Source organism: Porphyrobacter sp. SLTP, from assembly GCF_009905735.1.
Classification (GTDB): Bacteria; Pseudomonadota; Alphaproteobacteria; order Sphingomonadales; family Sphingomonadaceae; genus Erythrobacter.
In genome coordinates this window covers 45,195-60,332 of the sequence record NZ_JAAALE010000019.1, presented here as the reverse complement: position 1 = coordinate 60,332, position 15,138 = coordinate 45,195, and the positions used below count along the sequence as shown (strand labels likewise).

Sequence of the window (15,138 nt, the reverse complement as noted above, 5' to 3'; positions counted from 1 at the left end):
CCCTCCACCACCTTCGGTGGTCCCCCTCCCCTGAAGGGGAGGATCACCCCTCCACCCTACCGTCGCCATCGAAGCGCAACCCGGTCGGCACCTCCACCACCGGACGGCGCGGGCGCTGGCCGCGTTTGAGCGCCATGACGAAGGCCACCAGCGATGCGAGCGCGATATACAATTCCTCGCGCACCATCTGATTGGGCCTGGTGGTGAAATAGACCGCACGGGCGAGCTGGGGGTATTCGAGCACGGGCAGCCCTGCCTCCGCAGCGATCTCGCGCATGGCGAGCGCGGTTTCGCCCCGGCCTTTCGCCAGCAGCAGCGGCGCGGGCGCGCGGGCGGGATCGTAAGTCAGCGCCACGGCGAAGTGCAGCGGATTTACGACGATGAACTGCGCGTCCTGCATCGCGCGTGCTACGCCGCCCCGCGCCAGATCGCGCTGACGCTGACGGCGGGCGCTCCTCATCTCGGGCGAGCCTTCGGCCTGCTTGTTCTCCTCGCGCATGTCCTGGAGGCTCATTTTGAGCCGTTTGTCGCGCTCGATCTCGCTGCGCAGGACTACGCCGTGCTGATGGGCGGGGTAAGCATTGCGCGCGGGAGCGTGCGTCCCGGAAAGCTGCTCGCCATCGACGCGGGCGATGTGCGCCCCGGACACGGGTTGACGGGTGAGCCGACCCGCGATCCCTCCTTCGATTGCCCCGCCTTGTGGATCGCCCCTGCCGCGCGCGATCATGCCGTGGCGGAAGGCTTCCTGGTGGTCGATCCTGCCTCGGTCATCGCCACCCACGCCAATCAGGCCTTGCTGGCCGAGGCACACCAGCTGCTCGGCCCGGACGAGGTGCGCGAGTGGGTTGATGGTCTCAAGGCCCGCGCGCCCGCGCTGGTCGAGGCGGTGACGCCCGATCCGCTGCCGCTCGCTGCGCTGACCCGCACCCTGCGCGCGCTGATGGCCGACGGGATCGGGCTGGCGCATCCGCAGCCGCTGTTCACCAGCCTCGCGCTGGCCTTGCAGAAGACGAGCGATTTCGACGCGGTGATCGACGCGGTCCGCGCCGATATGGCCGCGCGGCTCGTCGCCCGGATCGCCGCGCCGGGTGAGCCATTGAAGGTCATTACGCTCGATGCCGGCCTGGAGAGCGCCATCCTTGGCGGGATGATCGACCCTGCCACCGGGCAACCGCTGATCGAGCCTGATTGCGGCAGCATGATTGTGCGCGAGGCAAGCCGCATCGCCGACCGCGAGGGCAGCCCGATTGCGCTGATCGTCCAGCCCCCTGCCCGCCGCGCGCTCGCCGCCTTGCTCAAGGCCCGCGCGCCGCGCTGTCTTGTCCTGTCCATCGCCGAACTGCCTGCTGCCCAGCCGATTACGGTCGTCGGTGTGATCGGCGCACCTGACGAAACCCCCGAACTCGCCCCGCCCGCGCCTGAGGGGCTGGCCGCATGAAGCATGACCACGCCAGCTTTGCGCAGGCCGCGCCCTATGCCCCTTCCCGCGCCGAGGTCGAAGACCGCGTGCGCCGGTTCCTCCCGCTCGTCCGCCGCACCGCGTGGCACATCAACGGCCGCGGGCGGGAGGGGCTGGAGATCGAGGATCTGGTGCAGGCCGGTATCCTCGCGCTGACCGAATGCGCCCAGCGCCACGCCGGGCCAACCGAGGACGGGTTCGCCGCCTATGCCAAGATCAGGGTGCGCGGGGCGATGCTGGATGAAGTGCGCCGCGTCGCCCATGACAGCCGCACCGCGCGCCACAAACGCTCAGGCTACGAACGCGCGCTTTCCGCCTTGCGCGGGCAATTGGGCCGCGAGCCGAGCCGCGCGGAGCTTGCCCGCATGATGGCGGTCAGCGATGCGGAATTGCTTGCGATCGAAGCCTCGGGCGTAAAGCTGACCCCGATTGACGACGCCTATGACGAAACCAGCCTCGCCTTCGCCAGCGACGATCCCGACCCGTTCGAGGCCCTGTGCGCCGCCGAAGACCGTGACCGGTTGCTGCACGCGATGATCGCATTGCCCGACCGGCTGAAGCTGGTGCTACAACTGTTCTTCGTCGAGGAATTGAACCTCACCGAAATCGCCGCCGTGCTCGACGTCAGCGTGCCGCGCGTTCACCAGCTGCGCGCCAAGGCCCTGAAAGACCTGCGCGCGCTGCTGGAGGCGGCGTAAGGCCTCAATTAGCGAAGCGGTAGGCCAACAAGCACGCCCTCAAGCAGCGAAGCGGCAGGCCGACAAAGATACCCTCAGAACGTCAGCCCGAACGCCTTGTAGGTCGCGGCCAGCGACGGCCGCATCTTCAGCGCCAGCGCGATCTCGTCCTTGCCCGAATTGTCGCCCATTTCGCGCAGGATGATGCCGCGCAGCAGGCGGGATTCGACTTGATAGGGCTCGGCCAGCAGCGCCGCGTCGATATCCGCCTTGGCCGCCGCCAGGTTGCCGAGCCGGAAATGCGCCATCGCCCGGCTATCGAGCGCGGTCGGGGCATTGTCGCTCTTTTCGACCGCCTTGGTGCAGGAATCGAGCCGCATCTCGTCCATCTTCGACCAGATCGCCGCCTGCCAGCACAGTGCGTTGAGCAGGTTCCCGTCGGTCGGCCGCTGGGCGATCATGCCGTCCAGCAGATCCAGCCCTTCGTCCGCCGCGCCCTGCCAGCCAAGCGCCGAGGCCATCACCGTGACGCCGTCGGCGCGTTCCTTGGTCAGGGCTTCGAAGTCCTCCGCCAGCGCCAAGCCTTCCTCGGCGCGGCCCAGCAAGGCGAGCAGTTCAATCTGTTCGCCATAGGTCGAGCCATCGGGTTGCAGTGCCTCCGCCTCGACCAGATCGGCGAGCGCGCCGGACATATCGCCCAGCTCACGCCGCAGGGTCGCGCGGGCGTAGATCAGATCGCGCGAATCCTCGATTTTCATGGCCGCTTCGACATCCGCCAGCGCGCCGGCAAAATCGAAGATCCCCATGCGGAAGCCCGCGCGGTTGATCAGCGGATAGGGATCGTCCGGCTCCGCCTTGGCAATCCCCTTGGCATAGAGCGCTTCGAGCGCGGAAAGCCGCGCGCGGTCCTTCCCGAAATATTGCCACAATTCGCGCACTTCGCCTTGGGAACGCAGCACCGGCAGCTGGCGGTCGAACCGGTTGAGTTCGCGCCGCGCCGCGCCGATGGCATCAGCGGCGAGTTCTTCCTTCACCGTACGCATCGTCTGATCGATCGTCAGCTTGCGCCCGTCCAGCTTGGCGGTGGAGGCCAGTTCGACCCCGCCAATGGTGGCAGAGACGGGCGCGGCGCTGCCTTCCAGCTTCACGCCTGCGACATCGTCGGGCAGCAGCACCTCGGCCGTGCTGGTGAAATAGACCGGGCCGTTGAGCTGGAGCGGGATGGCGCGCCACGCACTGCGCGCGCGGTCCGCTTCAAACCCGACATCGCGCGCGGCCTGAGCGGGCGGCTCGAACTTGTAGTCGGTGCCGTCCCGCGTCCAGGCGCTGCTCATGATCCCGCGCCCGGTCAGCACGGCGAGCCCCGCCTCGGCATCATAACGCACCGAATGTTCGACCACCTGCCCATCACCGATCACTTCGGTGATGGCAGAGGCCACCGCGTCCTCGCGCATTTCCTCGCTGCCTTGTGAGGCCATGCTGCGCCAGCCAGCGCCGATGGTGCCGCGATATTCGATCGTCACGTCGAAGGTGGCAGGGACACGCAGGCCCGCGCGCTGATCGACGGTCAGGCGCACCACCCGGTCAGGCGTGGACTGCGCCCGCGTGTCGAGCGCCATCAGTTCCGCGCCCGCATCGCGCAGCGGCAGGCCGTGGAAGAAGCGCGGCACTTCATCCATCGTATCGGCGCGCACCCCGGACGTGGTGCCATCCAGCCAGTAATTCGTGCCGCCGATCACCGCGCGCACGATCACATGGTCGAAATTGCCCGGCATCGGCGATAGGCTCGGCAAGACATCGCCGCCCTGACTGCGGACCAGCACCGGCTCGGCCTCGATCCCCAGTTCGCGCAGCATGGTGAGCAATAGCAGCGTCTTGGCCTTGCAATCGCCGAACCGCTTTTCCCACGTTTCTTCGGGCGCCTGCGGGATGTAATTGCCGCCCGACATGCCGTTCATCAGGTAGCTGATGTCGTCCTGCACCAGCCGCAGCGCCATTGCCGCACGGGTCAGCGGATCATCACTCGCCGCGGCGATCCCGGCGATGCGGCCCGCCAGGTCGCCGCCGGGCGTTACCTTGCCTGCGGTGCCATAATGTTGGGCGTGATTGCGCGAGACGGCGGGCCAATCGGCATAGGTCGACACCTGCATCAGCTCGCCGATGCGGAAGCGCGAGGGCGCGTCTTCGGGCATCTCGTCACCTTCGGGCACCGGCAGGTTCGCCGACCAGACCATGTATCCGCCCTTTGCGACCGGCTCCGCTACCTCGGCTTTGCCCAGCCGCAGGCGGGTGACCGGCAGCGCTTCGGGCCATGACACCGTGACGCGCCCCTGTTCGAGCGGGAAGGGCTTGGCGATGAGCCCGCCCTGCCACTGCACATTGTCGCCCATCGCCTGATCGCTCAGCGTGGTGGAATAGGCGAGCCGCAGCACATCGCCGAGCTTGGCGCCCTGCACCGCCAGCGTCGCGGTGAGCTCGCCATCGACGAGCCGGTTTTCGAGACCGCGTTCGCGCCGCAGCACTTCAAACTGCGCGCCGCCCTTCAACACGTCGATCACTTCGCCGCCGCGGATCAGCTCGACCCGGTGGACGATGAGATCGCCCTTGTCGGGCATCCAGCTAGCCGTCAGCGTGCCGAAGCGGGTCAGCGCTTCGGGGGAATCGAGCGCGACGGCGGTATCGAAATAGGTCGACAGCTTGCCCGTCTCGATCCGGGCCTGCTGATCGAGCAGCATGATGATGGCGTTGGAATTGGCCGGTTTGGGCTCAACCTTGGCGACATCGACCCAGCTTGGCGCAGCGTCATAAAGGACGGTCTCACCGGCCCACACCGGCACGGCCGCGGTCCCGGCCAGCAGCAGACCTGCCAACGGGCGGGCAATTCGATTGGCGAGACGGCGCGACATGAAGGACCCCCATTTAACGAATGAATTGAGAGCCTAGCGCCGGTTTCGGATATTGCTAGAGCAGGAATGGGTGCACCGATCCCCGTCCTGCGCTAACGCAGCGCGCAAAGGGGGGGCCATGCTGCGCACAATCACCAACAATTTCGCCGCGCTGACCGTGCTGGGCGTGGGACTGGCCTGGTTCTTCCCCGCCGGCTTCACCTGGATGACCGACGGGCGGATCACCCTGGCCGGGCAACCGCTGCTCAGCCTTGCGCTCGGCGTGATCATGCTGGCGATGGGCCTGACCCTGACCTTCGATGACTACCGCAAGCTCGCCTCGGCGCCGCGCGCGCTGGTTGCTGGCGTGGTGTTGCAGTTTGCGGTGATGCCGCTGACGGGCTTCGCGGTAGCCCGCGCCCTCGCGCTGGAGCCGGGGCTGGCGGTGGGGCTGATCCTCGTCGCCTGCTGCCCGGGCGGCACGGCGTCCAATGTCGTCACCTATATCGCCCGCGGCCATGTGGCGCTGTCGGTGGCGATGACGATGGCATCGACCCTTGCCGCCGTGGTGCTGACCCCGCTGCTGACTGGCTTGCTCGCGGGGGCCTATGTCGAGATTGACCGCTGGAACCTGCTGATCAGCATGATCACCGTGGTGCTGGTGCCGGTGGTGCTGGGCACCCTGCTCAACCGCCTGTTCCCCCGCGCTGCCGAGCGGGTCAGTGCCGTGCTGCCGCTGGTGGCGATTGTGCTGGTGATCCTGATCGTGGGCGGGATTGTCGGCGGCGCGAAGACACAGATCGCCGAGCATGCAGGCGTGCTGCTGCTGGCGACTTTCCTGCTGCACGCGGTGGGCTTTGCCTTGGGATATGTGCTGGCGCGAATGCTGGGGCTGGACGAGATCGAGGCCCGGACGATCAGCATCGAGGTCGGGATGCAGAATTCCGGGCTTGGCTCAGGGTTGGCGAAAACCCCCGCCTTCGCCGCGCAATTCGCCAGCATCCAGCAGGCCGCCCTCGCGCCCGTGCCAGCGGCGATTTCGGCCGTGTGGCATGTGCTGATCGGGAGCCTGCTCGCCGGGTGGTGGAGAAGAAAAAGCTAGCCGTCGCCCCTGCGCAGGCAGGGGCCCATCCTGCCCGGGCTGTGCAGACCGCTACCCGTGATGGATCCCCGCCTGCGCGGGGATGACGAGGTTAGGCGAATTGGCCCCGCTTTGGCCCCAAATACCCAAACAAATAGGCCCCCACCTTGCGCATCTGGATCTCCTCCGAGCCCTCGGTGATCCGGTAGCGGCGGTGGTGGCGGTAGATGTGCTCGAAGGGCTTGTGTCGCGAATAGCCGATGCCGCCGTGGACCTGCATCGCGCGGTCGGCAGCTTCGCACACCAGCCGGTTCGCCCAGTAATTGCACATCGAGACCTTGTCGCTGATGGTGCGCTCGATCGCCTCGTGGGGCATGTTGTCCATCTCCCACGCGGTCTTGAAGATCAGCAGACGCAGCATTTCCGCCTGCGTTGCCAGTTCGACGAGCGGGAACTGGATGCCCTGATTGCGCGCCAATTCTTCGCCGAAGGGCTTGCGCTCGCGGGCGTACTTCACGCTTTCATCGATGCAATAGAGCGCCGCGCCGCAGCTGCTCGCCGCCTGCCGGATGCGGTTCTGGTGGACGAAGCTCTGCGCCAGCGCGAGGCCGCGGCCTTCGACGCCGAGGATCGCGCTGTCCGGCACCCAGACATTGGTGACGCTGAGGCGCGGGTGATCGGTGGGCATGTTGAAGGTCCACATCCACTCCTCGATCTTGAGGCCCTCGGTGGGGTTGGGGACGAGGAAACAGGTGATCCCGCTCGCATCCCCCGCCTTGCCGGAAGTTCGCGCGAACATCGCGCAGTGGGTGGCGACGTGCATCCCGGTGATCCACATCTTCTCGCCATCGATCCGCCAGCCATCGACCCCGTCACGGGTCTCGCGGACGGCGACTGTCTCCATGTGCGTGGCGTCGGAGCCGTGGTCGGGTTCGGTCAGACCGAAGGCGACCCGCCGCGTGCGCTCGAACCCGCCGAGGATGAATTCCTGCTTCTGTTCCTCGGTCCCCCACTGGTCGAACATGGCGACGAAGGGGAAGTTGCCGACAATGCTATGCTCGTTCTGCAAGTCATTGTGCAGGCCGAGGCCTTGGCGCGCGAAGTGCTCGCGGATCACCGCCATCCACAGGTTGCTGCCGTCCTTGCCGCCATAGCGCTTGGGCGCGGAGAAGCGCCAATGCCCGGCCTTGTCGGCGCGGCGGGTGGCTTCTTTCAGGAGTTCCTCCCACTCGTGCCGGGGCAGCCCGCCCGCCTCGAAGTCCGTGCGCGCATATTCGCGGCGGTGGTCGAAGAAGCGGATGTTGTCATTCTGTTGCTCCAGCGGCTTGATCTCGGCGGCGATGAAGGCGTCGAGCTCGTCGAGATAGGCTTGCAGGTCGGCGGGGATGGCGAAGTCCATGGTGTTCCTCTCAGGTCCATCTTTTGATTGCGGTAGCCAAGCTCGGGTATTTGGGGGAATCCGCCTGAACCTTTTCCAGAACGCGGCTCTTGAGCTGTTGCAGCAGATCAGGCCTTCGCAAACTCGCGATACCCGTCAGGACGTCCTGCGCCAGCGACGTGGCGGTGTAGGGGTAGGGATAAAGCCGCCAGTCGCGCGCCAGAATGCCGAGAGCATTTCGGGCGACGGCGTTCTGAAAGCGATCATGCCCTTCCAGCTTGTCCTTGATCGACACAAGCCACTCGGAGATCGCTTCTGCCAGTTCTGCGCTGTCCGCTTCACCCAGGCGTGACCACTTGCCCGTGCTCGAGTAAACCTTCTTGTCCCGCTCTTCCTCAGGCGCTTCCTCCTCAAGCAGCAGCAACAGGTCGAGTTCCTGCTCGCTTGTTCGCCTTGAGATGACCGCGCGCTCCAGCATCCGGTCCGCGCCCGAACGCCATTGCGCCGCCATCTTGAGGCAGCCGAGTGCCCACCAGACGGTGCGGTAGACAGTCCAAAAGTGGAAGCGGTCGATATCGATCTTGGTGCCGCTCTCCGCCTCATAGGCATCGAAATAGTCGTAAATCCGACCAAGCCCCAGCGCCGGGCGGTCGTAGCGGGCAAAGCGCCACACGGCCATGCAGCCGAACGCCAAGTCTTCGTGAGGGTCGCCGAAATGGGCGATCTCCCAGTCCAGCACGCCGGTGAGGTCCGAGCCTTCGACCAGCAGATTACCCATCCGGTAGTCGCCGTGATTGAGGACAGGTTCGACCTCGGCGGGGCAATTGTCCTCCAGCCACCTGAGGCCAAGCGCGATGATCGGGCGGTTGCCGCCAGCGTCCATGAACTGCTGCTTGAGGTCAGCAATCGCGGCGCGGTAATCCATCACCGGCACGCCATCTGGCACATCGCTTTGCCGCAAGCGGTGGATGCGCGCCAGATCCCGCGCCGCCTGCCGCAGCAGCCTGTCAGGATCGTCGCACGCCAGAATGACCTTGGGATCAGCCGTCCCCGGCAGCGCGCGCATCACGAAGCCCGAGCCTAGCCCGTCCGCTTCCTCCAGAACCGCCACCACTTCCGGAGCCGTCACGTCCTTGGCGCGGGCAGCTTCGATCAAAGCCGCTTCGACCGCGTGCCCGTAAGGCCGCCCCTCCATGAAGGCGAGGCTGGGCGCGCGACGCAGGACGAAGCTCTCATCCCCGCAGGGAAACCGCCAACTCTCCATCACCGCCCCGCCCGTCAGACGCTGCGGCGCCGAAGACAAAGCGCCGAGGCCGACGCGGGCGCATACCCGCGCCAGCCCGGCGCTCAACTCGTCAGCCGAAATGCCCACGCGTCGTTACGCGAGGACAGAGTCCTTCTTCACGGTGATCACCTGCGCATAGGTGAACTCCTTGAGGCCTTCCTTGCCGTACTCGGCGCCGAAGCCCGACTGCTTGTGCCCGCCAAACGGCGCGAAGGGCGAGAGGTGGAGGTATTCGTTGACCCACACCGTGCCGGTTTCGAGCTGCTCGGCGATCTCCACGCCCTTTTCCGGATTGCCGGTCCACACCGCGCCGGCGAGGCCGTATTCCGAGTTGTTGGCGCGCGCGATGACTTCCTCTTCGGTCGAGAACTTCATCAGCGGCATGACCGGGCCGAACTGTTCCTCGGCCACGATCCGCGCGTCTTCGGGCGGGTTGTCGAGGATAGTCAGCGGCACGAAGTAGCCGGTGCCCGACGGGTCGGCATTGCCGCCCAGCAGGAACTTGTAGCCGTTTTCCTTGGCATCCTCGATCAGCTCGAGCACGCGCTCGTACTGCTTCTTGTTCTGGATCGGGCCGACGCCAGTCCCCTGCTCGCTACCGTCACCGACGCGGACGGTCTTGGCATATTCCACGATCGCGGCGGAAAGCTCGTCATAGATATCCTCGTGGATATAGACGCGCTTGGCCGCGACGCAGATCTGGCCGGCGTTGGAGAAGCTCGACCAGAACAGCTGTTCGGCGACCTTCTTGGGATCGGCATCGGGGAGCACGATCGAAGCGTCGTTGCCGCCCAGCTCCAGCGTGATACGCTTGAGGTCGGCGCTGGCGCCTTCCATGATCTTCTTGCCCGTGGCGGTGGAGCCGGTGAAGGTGATCTTGTCGATATCGGGGTGGCTGGTCATCAGCGGGCCGAGGTCATCCTCGCCGGTGATGATGTTAACGACGCCCGGCGGCACCTTGTCCGCGATCAGCTCGGCGATGCGCAACGTTGTCAGCGGGGTGAAGGGCGAGGGCTTCAGCACGATGGTGCAGCCCGAAAGCATGGCGGGCGCGATCTTCTGGATCGCCATCATCACCGGGAAGTTCCACGGCACGATGCCCGCGACCACGCCCACCGGCACGCGGCGAGTGCGGCTGAGGCGGGTGTCGCTGTCCTCGTTGATTTCGTCATCGAGGCTGAGGGTCGACTGCGCCGCGCTCATCCCGGCAGCGCCGTAGATTTCGCCCTTGGCCTGATCGTGCGGCTTGCCCTGTTCGCTGGTCAGCAGGCGATAGAGTTCTTCGGCGTTGGCCTTGATCGCTCCCGAGATTGCCATGATCGCGGCACGGCGTTCCTCGATGGGGGTGTTCTTCCACGTCTTGAACGCGGCGCGTGCGGCGGCGACCGCTTCGTCAAGCTCGGCCTTGCCGCAGGCGGGCACCTGGCCGATTACCTGCTCGGTCGCGGGGTTGACCACATCGAGCCAGCGGTCGGCGGCGACCATCTTGCCGCCGATCAGGTTCTTGTACTGGGTGACCATGATTATTCCTCTCGTCGAATGGGGGAGTCGTCTCTCCCGCTCAGGTTGGCGCGTTGCATAGCAAAACGCAACGCTTGCGTTGGCGGCAGAGCTAGCGCGAAGCCCGGACACGATCACCTGATGATTGCGCTATCGGCACGCGGGCCTATGGAAGCGGCGAGAGATGCCCTGGAGGAGAGCCGCATGAGTGATTCCCGCCCTGATCTGGTGATTTACGGCAGCCCGGTCTCGCCCTTCGTGCGCAAGGTGGCCGGGGTCTGCATCGCCAAGGGCGTGCCTTATGAGGTCGAGGCGATCAATGTCTTCGACCCGCCCCAGTGGTTTCGCGACATCTCGCCGATGAAGCGCATTCCGGTTCTGCGCGACCGTTCGGTGGCGGAGGAGGGCCTCGCAGGCACCATCGCCGATTCCTCTGCGATCTGCGCCTTCATCGAGAAGAAGCACCCTACGCCGGCGCTCTATCCCGATATCCCGATGGCGCTGGGCGAAGCGCTGTTCATTGAGGAATATGCCGACACCGCGCTGGCCATGGCCGGCGGCCTTGGCATCTTCCGCCCGATCTTCTTCGCGGTCAGCAAGGGCGAGGAACCGGGGCTCGACAAGGCGCGAGATGCCTGGGCGAACCAGCTGCCGCCGATCTTCGACGTGCTCGAAGCGCGGCTGGGCGGACGCACGTTCTTTGCGGGCGACGCGCTCTCTATTGCCGATATCACCGTGGCGACGGTGCTGATGCAGGTCGCGCTGGTGGCAGAGACGCCGCTGGATCGCTGGCCCGGCCTTGCCGCGCATTACGCCGCGATGCAGGCCCTGCCGCTGATCGCTGAACCCTATGCGGCGGCGGAAAAGATGATCCGCAGGGCCTTGCCCACCCGCTTCGACCTGACCTAAGTCCCACATCCCAAAGCGATCAGAGAACAGGCAAGCATAATGGCCAGCGAATGGTGCATCGGGATCATCGGCGGATCAGGCCTCTATGCCATCGACGGCATCGAGGACGAGCAGTGGATCGCGATCGACACGCCTTGGGGTGATCCGTCGGACGAAATCCTGTGCGGGACGCTGGCCGGGGTGAAGGTGCGCTTTCTCCCGCGCCATGGCCGTGGCCACCCGATCACGCCGACTGAACTCAATTCGCGCGCCAATATTGATGCGCTGAAGCGGGCGGGCTGCACCGATATCCTCGCGATCAGCGCCGTGGGATCCTTGCGCGAGGAGCTGGAGCCGGGCCGCTTTGCCGTGGTCGAACAATTCATCGACCGCACCGTGCACCGCCCCAGCACCTTCTACACCAGCGGCTTTGTCACCCATGTCTCGATGGCCGATCCGGTCTGCCCGCGCCTGTCGGACATGGCCGCTCATGCAATCAGCGATGCCGGTGGCAAGGTGGCGGTCGGCGCGACCTATCTCGCGATGGAGGGCCCGCAATTCTCTACCCGCGCGGAGAGCCGGATGTACCGCGCCTGGGGCGCCGATGTGATCGGCATGACCGCGATGCCCGAGGCGAAACTCGCGCGCGAGGCTGAGCTGCCCTATGCGCTGGTCGGCATGGTCACTGATTACGATTGCTGGCGCGAGGGCGAGGCGGTCGATGTCGCGCAGGTGGTCGGCCAGATGCAGGCCAACGGCGCGCTTGCCCGCGCGATGGTGGCAAACTTCATCGCCGCTCTGCCGCAAGAGCGCGAACCTTCCCCGATCGATTTCGCCTTGGACGATGCGGTGATTACCGCGCCGGACGAACACGATCCCGCGGTCATGGCCAAACTGGATGCGGTCGCCGGGCGCTTGTTCGGGTAAGCTCGCGCCGCCTATTCCACCATTCGAATCGCAAACGCCCCACCTTACCTGACGAGAACGCCGCAGCGCTGCGTTGCAATTCCATGACGCGGCGCTAGGCGGGGTGCACCACCTGCGCTCGGGGATTCGCATCATGAAAATCATGTCCGGCAATTCGAACCTGCCGCTCGCCCGGGCCATTGCGGCCTATCTCGAAATCCCACTGACCGATGCCAGCGTCCGGCGCTTCTCGGACGAGGAGGTCTTCGTCGAGATTCACGAGAATGTGCGCGGCGAGGACGTGTTCGTCGTTCAGCCGACCAACTTCCCGGCGAACGACAACCTGATGGAATTGCTGATCTGCATCGATGCGCTGCGCCGCGCCTCGGCCAAGCGGATCACCGCGGTGGTGCCCTATTTCGGCTACGCCCGGCAGGACCGCAAACCCGGCCCGCGCACGCCGATTTCGGCCAAACTGGTGGCGAACCTCATCACCGAAGCGGGCGCTGACCGGATGCTGGCGGTGGATTTGCACGCGGGCCAGATCCAGGGCTTCTTCGATATTCCGACCGATAACCTCTATGCCGCGCCGGTCATGGCGGCGGACATTCAGGCGCGTTATGGCGACCAATCTTTGATGGTCGTCTCGCCCGACGTTGGCGGCGTGGTGCGTGCGCGGGCGCTGGCCAAGCGGCTCGACAATGCCCCGCTCGCGATCGTCGACAAGCGCCGTGATCGTCCGGGCGAGAGCGAGGTGATGAACATCATCGGCGACGTCGAAGGGCGGCACTGCATCCTGATCGACGACATCGTCGATTCGGGCGGCACGCTGTGCAACGCGGCCGAAGCGCTGCTGGAAGGCGGGGCCAAGTCGGTCGCGGCCTATATCACCCACGGCGTGCTGTCGGGCGGGGCCGTGGCGCGGATCAACGGGTCGAGCCTCAAGGAGCTGGTGATCACCGATTCGATCCGGCCGACCGAGGCCGCCGAAGCCTCAGACCGCATCCGCATCCTGCCCATCGCTCCGCTGGTGGGTGAGGCGATCCGGCGGATCGCGGATGAGAGTTCGGTGTCGAGCCTGTTTGACTAACGCTCGTCATTGCGAGCGTAGCGAAGCAATCCATGGATCAACCTCTCAGCAAACGGCGATGTCAGTTCATGGATTGCCGCGTCGCCTGCGGCTCCTCGCAATGACGAGTGTGCGGTCATGTTCGACCCCATCGAAGTCCGCGCCCTCCTGATCGAAGCCGCGTGCGCGCGTCAGACCTTCACCTACGGCGGGCTCCTCAACATTCTCGGCCATACCTTCACGCGGCCCTTGATGCGCCAGCTGTGCAAGGTGCTTGACCGCATCGACGAAGACGGACGCGCCAGCGGCGAACCGGGCCTCGCCGTGCTGGTGGTGCGCCAATCGGACGGCCTCCCCGGCCAAGGTTGGTTCGTCAGCCGCACCGGCGTTTACGACGACCTGCCGCTGGAATGGGAGGGGACGGAAGCGCGGGCCTATACGCAGGCTCGACAGGCCGAAGCCTTCGATTATTGGAGCAAGCAATAGCACCCGCCGTTCGTGTCGCGCGCAGTCGAGACACTCCGGCCCCAAGCACCTGCCTCTCGACTTCGCTCGAGGCGAACGGAAGTTTGCATGATGACCGATAAAGACCTCGCCCTCGCCCTGCGCCTCGCCGATTTGGCTGGGGCCGCCATTCGCCCGCTGTTTCGCGGCCAGTGGAGCGAGGAGAAGAAGGCCGACCGCTCCTTCGTCACCGAGGCCGACCGGGCCGCCGAAGCCGCGATGCGCCGCCTCATCGAGGCGGAGTTCCCCCGCGACGGGATCATCGGCGAGGAATACGGCACCCGCAACGAAGGCGCGGGCCGCCAGTGGGTGCTCGATCCGATCGACGGCACCACCAGCTTCATCGCCGGCCGCCCGATCTTCGGCACGCTCATCGCGCTGCTGCAAGATGGCTGGCCGGTGCTCGGCATTATCGACCAGCCGGTTGCGGGCGAACGCTGGGTGGGCCGCATCGGCCAGCCGACGCTCTTCAACGACAAGCCTGTGCAGGCACGCCCCCTCAAGGAACTCGGCGACGCCGTGCTCGCCACCACCAGTCCGCACCTGTTCACCAATGAAGAGGCCGACGCCTTCATGTCGGTCGCCAAGCAGGTGGCGGAAAAGAAGATCGTATTCGGCGGTGACTGCTACAATTACGGCCTCGTGGCGTCAGGCCACGTCGATGTGGTGATCGAGGCCGGGCTGAAGCTCTATGACTACGCCGCGCTCGTCCCGGTGGTCGAAGGTGCAGGTGGGATGATGGCGGACTGGCAGGGCAATCCGCTCGATGCGGGCAGCGACGGTACGGTGATCGCGCTGGGCGATCCGGCGCGGCTGGAAGATGTGCTGGAGGCGATGGGGTAGCACACCCGCTACGTCTGCCTGACCCCGGCCCCAGTGCCCCGCTCGCTATTGCAGCGTCGTGATTTCCTCGCTGCCATCGGTGCGGCCATAGAACTGCATCAGCTGCACCAGCAATTCGCAGCGGTCGGTCAGCGTCTCGGCTTCGAGCAACGCCTGCTTTGATGCCGGATCGAAGGGAGCGATCTGGGAGACGCCGTTGATCAGCGAGCGATCATCCAGCCGCTCGACCGAATCCCAGTCAACCGAATAGCCTTGCATATCGGCAAAGCGCCGCGCCTCGCGCTCGAACCCGCCGCGCTGGGCGTGGGAGAGGGTTTCGTCCTCGTCCTCAGCATAGACCTCGGCTTCGATCTGGCGGAAGGCGGTGGCCACATCCAGCTCGCGCACCAGCCGGAACCGCGCCGTGCCTTCGAGGATGAGGTTGTAGCGCCCGTCGTCCATCGCCTGCACTTCGCCGATCTTGCCGATGCAGCCGACCGAGTAGAGCGGCGCACCCTCCACCGCGCGCTGCGGCTGGATCATCGCGATCTGGCGATCCCGAATCAGCGCATCGCTCACCAGCGCGCGATAGCGCGGCTCGAAGATGTGAAGCGGCAGCTGCATGCCGGGGAACAGCACGGCGCCGGTCAGCGGAAAGATGGAAAGGCGGCGGGTCATGGTGTT

At 65.9% G+C, this 15,138-nt stretch carries 14 protein-coding genes; 8 read left to right on the top strand and 6 right to left on the bottom strand.

From position 1 onward, the window contains the following. Window positions 1-43 precede the first annotated feature (43 nt). Entirely contained in the window at window positions 44-514 is a 471-nt protein-coding gene (locus GVM20_RS16385) for an EscU/YscU/HrcU family type III secretion system export apparatus switch protein (RefSeq protein ID WP_234032027.1), read from the bottom strand. Window positions 515-565: 51 nt separating this feature from the next. Here GVM20_RS16385 and GVM20_RS16380 point away from each other — a divergent pair, with 51 nt between their 5' ends. Together GVM20_RS16380 and GVM20_RS13960 are read left to right on the top strand one after the other, a co-directional pair. Then, the gene (locus GVM20_RS16380) at window positions 566-1,438 is read left to right on the top strand and encodes an FHIPEP family type III secretion protein (protein ID WP_234032026.1); all 873 of its coding nucleotides are present in this window, start codon (window positions 566-568) and stop codon (window positions 1,436-1,438) included. Continuing rightward, entirely contained in the window at window positions 1,435-2,157 is a 723-nt protein-coding gene (locus GVM20_RS13960) for a sigma-70 family RNA polymerase sigma factor (RefSeq protein WP_166547800.1), read from the top strand. Before GVM20_RS16380 ends, GVM20_RS13960 begins: the two co-directional genes overlap by 4 nt. Window positions 2,158-2,231: 74 nt before the next feature. Here GVM20_RS13960 and GVM20_RS13955 read toward each other — a convergent pair whose 3' ends face one another. Beyond that, window positions 2,232-5,042, bottom strand: coding sequence for a DUF3857 domain-containing protein (locus GVM20_RS13955; RefSeq protein WP_166547799.1), 2,811 nt, complete (start codon window positions 5,040-5,042; stop codon window positions 2,232-2,234). 118 nt (window positions 5,043-5,160) lie between these two features. On the opposite strand from GVM20_RS13955, the gene GVM20_RS13950 reads away from it, so the two are divergent. After that, window positions 5,161-6,123, top strand: a complete 963-nt coding sequence (locus GVM20_RS13950; RefSeq protein WP_166547798.1) for a bile acid:sodium symporter family protein — start codon at window positions 5,161-5,163, stop codon at window positions 6,121-6,123. A 91-nt stretch (window positions 6,124-6,214) separates the two neighbouring features. Here the strand turns inward: GVM20_RS13950 and GVM20_RS13945 are convergent, their stop codons facing one another. From GVM20_RS13945 to GVM20_RS13935, 3 genes are read right to left on the bottom strand one after another with little or no spacing between them, the layout of a single operon-like run. Further along, window positions 6,215-7,501, bottom strand: coding sequence for an acyl-CoA dehydrogenase family protein (locus tag GVM20_RS13945; RefSeq protein ID WP_166547797.1), 1,287 nt, complete (start codon window positions 7,499-7,501; stop codon window positions 6,215-6,217). Between the two features lie 10 nt (window positions 7,502-7,511). Beyond that, window positions 7,512-8,852, bottom strand: coding sequence for a phosphotransferase (locus tag GVM20_RS13940; protein WP_166547796.1), 1,341 nt, complete (start codon window positions 8,850-8,852; stop codon window positions 7,512-7,514). A 6-nt stretch (window positions 8,853-8,858) separates the two neighbouring features. Further along, complete coding sequence (locus tag GVM20_RS13935; RefSeq protein WP_166547795.1) at window positions 8,859-10,286, bottom strand: aldehyde dehydrogenase family protein; 1,428 nt, start codon at window positions 10,284-10,286, stop codon at window positions 8,859-8,861. Window positions 10,287-10,469: 183 nt separating this feature from the next. Between GVM20_RS13935 and GVM20_RS13930 the strand changes: the two genes are divergently transcribed. The 5 genes from GVM20_RS13930 to hisN all read left to right on the top strand — a co-directional run bounded on the left by GVM20_RS13930 (window position 10,470) and on the right by hisN (window position 14,475). Beyond that, the gene (locus tag GVM20_RS13930; protein ID WP_166547794.1) at window positions 10,470-11,174 is read left to right on the top strand and encodes a glutathione S-transferase family protein; all 705 of its coding nucleotides are present in this window, start codon (window positions 10,470-10,472) and stop codon (window positions 11,172-11,174) included. Between the two features lie 39 nt (window positions 11,175-11,213). Further along, window positions 11,214-12,080, top strand: a complete 867-nt coding sequence (gene mtnP / locus GVM20_RS13925) for an S-methyl-5'-thioadenosine phosphorylase (protein ID WP_166547793.1) — start codon at window positions 11,214-11,216, stop codon at window positions 12,078-12,080. A gap of 133 nt (window positions 12,081-12,213) precedes the next feature. Further along, complete coding sequence (locus tag GVM20_RS13920; RefSeq protein WP_160760035.1) at window positions 12,214-13,149, top strand: ribose-phosphate pyrophosphokinase; 936 nt, start codon at window positions 12,214-12,216, stop codon at window positions 13,147-13,149. A gap of 117 nt (window positions 13,150-13,266) precedes the next feature. Beyond that, entirely contained in the window at window positions 13,267-13,614 is a 348-nt protein-coding gene (locus GVM20_RS13915; RefSeq protein WP_166547792.1) for a ribose-phosphate pyrophosphokinase, read from the top strand. 87 nt (window positions 13,615-13,701) lie between these two features. Then, window positions 13,702-14,475: a histidinol-phosphatase gene (gene hisN / locus GVM20_RS13910; protein WP_166547791.1), complete on the top strand. Its 774-nt coding sequence runs from the start codon at window positions 13,702-13,704 to the stop codon at window positions 14,473-14,475. A 45-nt stretch (window positions 14,476-14,520) separates the two neighbouring features. Here the strand turns inward: hisN and GVM20_RS13905 are convergent, their stop codons facing one another. Continuing rightward, window positions 14,521-15,132 carry an LON peptidase substrate-binding domain-containing protein gene (locus GVM20_RS13905; RefSeq protein WP_166547790.1) on the bottom strand — a complete coding sequence of 204 codons (612 nt, stop codon included), beginning with the start codon at window positions 15,130-15,132 and terminating at the stop codon, window positions 14,521-14,523. Window positions 15,133-15,138: the final 6 nt, after the last annotated feature.

Excerpts from the sequence above, each read along its gene's own strand:
- GVM20_RS16385 (WP_234032027.1), bottom strand. The coding sequence starts at position 514 with ATGAGCCTCCAGGACATGCGCGAGGAGAACAAGCAGGCCGAAGGCTCG.
- GVM20_RS16380 (WP_234032026.1), top strand. The coding sequence starts at position 566 with ATGGGCGGGGTAAGCATTGCGCGCGGGAGCGTGCGTCCCGGAAAGCTG.
- GVM20_RS13960 (WP_166547800.1), top strand. The coding sequence starts at position 1,435 with ATGAAGCATGACCACGCCAGCTTTGCGCAGGCCGCGCCCTATGCCCCT.
- GVM20_RS13955 (WP_166547799.1), bottom strand. The coding sequence starts at position 5,042 with ATGTCGCGCCGTCTCGCCAATCGAATTGCCCGCCCGTTGGCAGGTCTG.
- GVM20_RS13950 (WP_166547798.1), top strand. The coding sequence starts at position 5,161 with ATGCTGCGCACAATCACCAACAATTTCGCCGCGCTGACCGTGCTGGGC.
- GVM20_RS13945 (WP_166547797.1), bottom strand. The coding sequence starts at position 7,501 with ATGGACTTCGCCATCCCCGCCGACCTGCAAGCCTATCTCGACGAGCTC.
- GVM20_RS13935 (WP_166547795.1), bottom strand. The coding sequence starts at position 10,286 with ATGGTCACCCAGTACAAGAACCTGATCGGCGGCAAGATGGTCGCCGCC.
- GVM20_RS13930 (WP_166547794.1), top strand. The coding sequence starts at position 10,470 with ATGAGTGATTCCCGCCCTGATCTGGTGATTTACGGCAGCCCGGTCTCG.
- mtnP (WP_166547793.1), top strand. The coding sequence starts at position 11,214 with ATGGCCAGCGAATGGTGCATCGGGATCATCGGCGGATCAGGCCTCTAT.
- GVM20_RS13920 (WP_160760035.1), top strand. The coding sequence starts at position 12,214 with ATGAAAATCATGTCCGGCAATTCGAACCTGCCGCTCGCCCGGGCCATT.
- GVM20_RS13915 (WP_166547792.1), top strand. The coding sequence starts at position 13,267 with ATGTTCGACCCCATCGAAGTCCGCGCCCTCCTGATCGAAGCCGCGTGC.
- hisN (WP_166547791.1), top strand. The coding sequence starts at position 13,702 with ATGATGACCGATAAAGACCTCGCCCTCGCCCTGCGCCTCGCCGATTTG.
- GVM20_RS13905 (WP_166547790.1), bottom strand. The coding sequence starts at position 15,132 with ATGACCCGCCGCCTTTCCATCTTTCCGCTGACCGGCGCCGTGCTGTTC.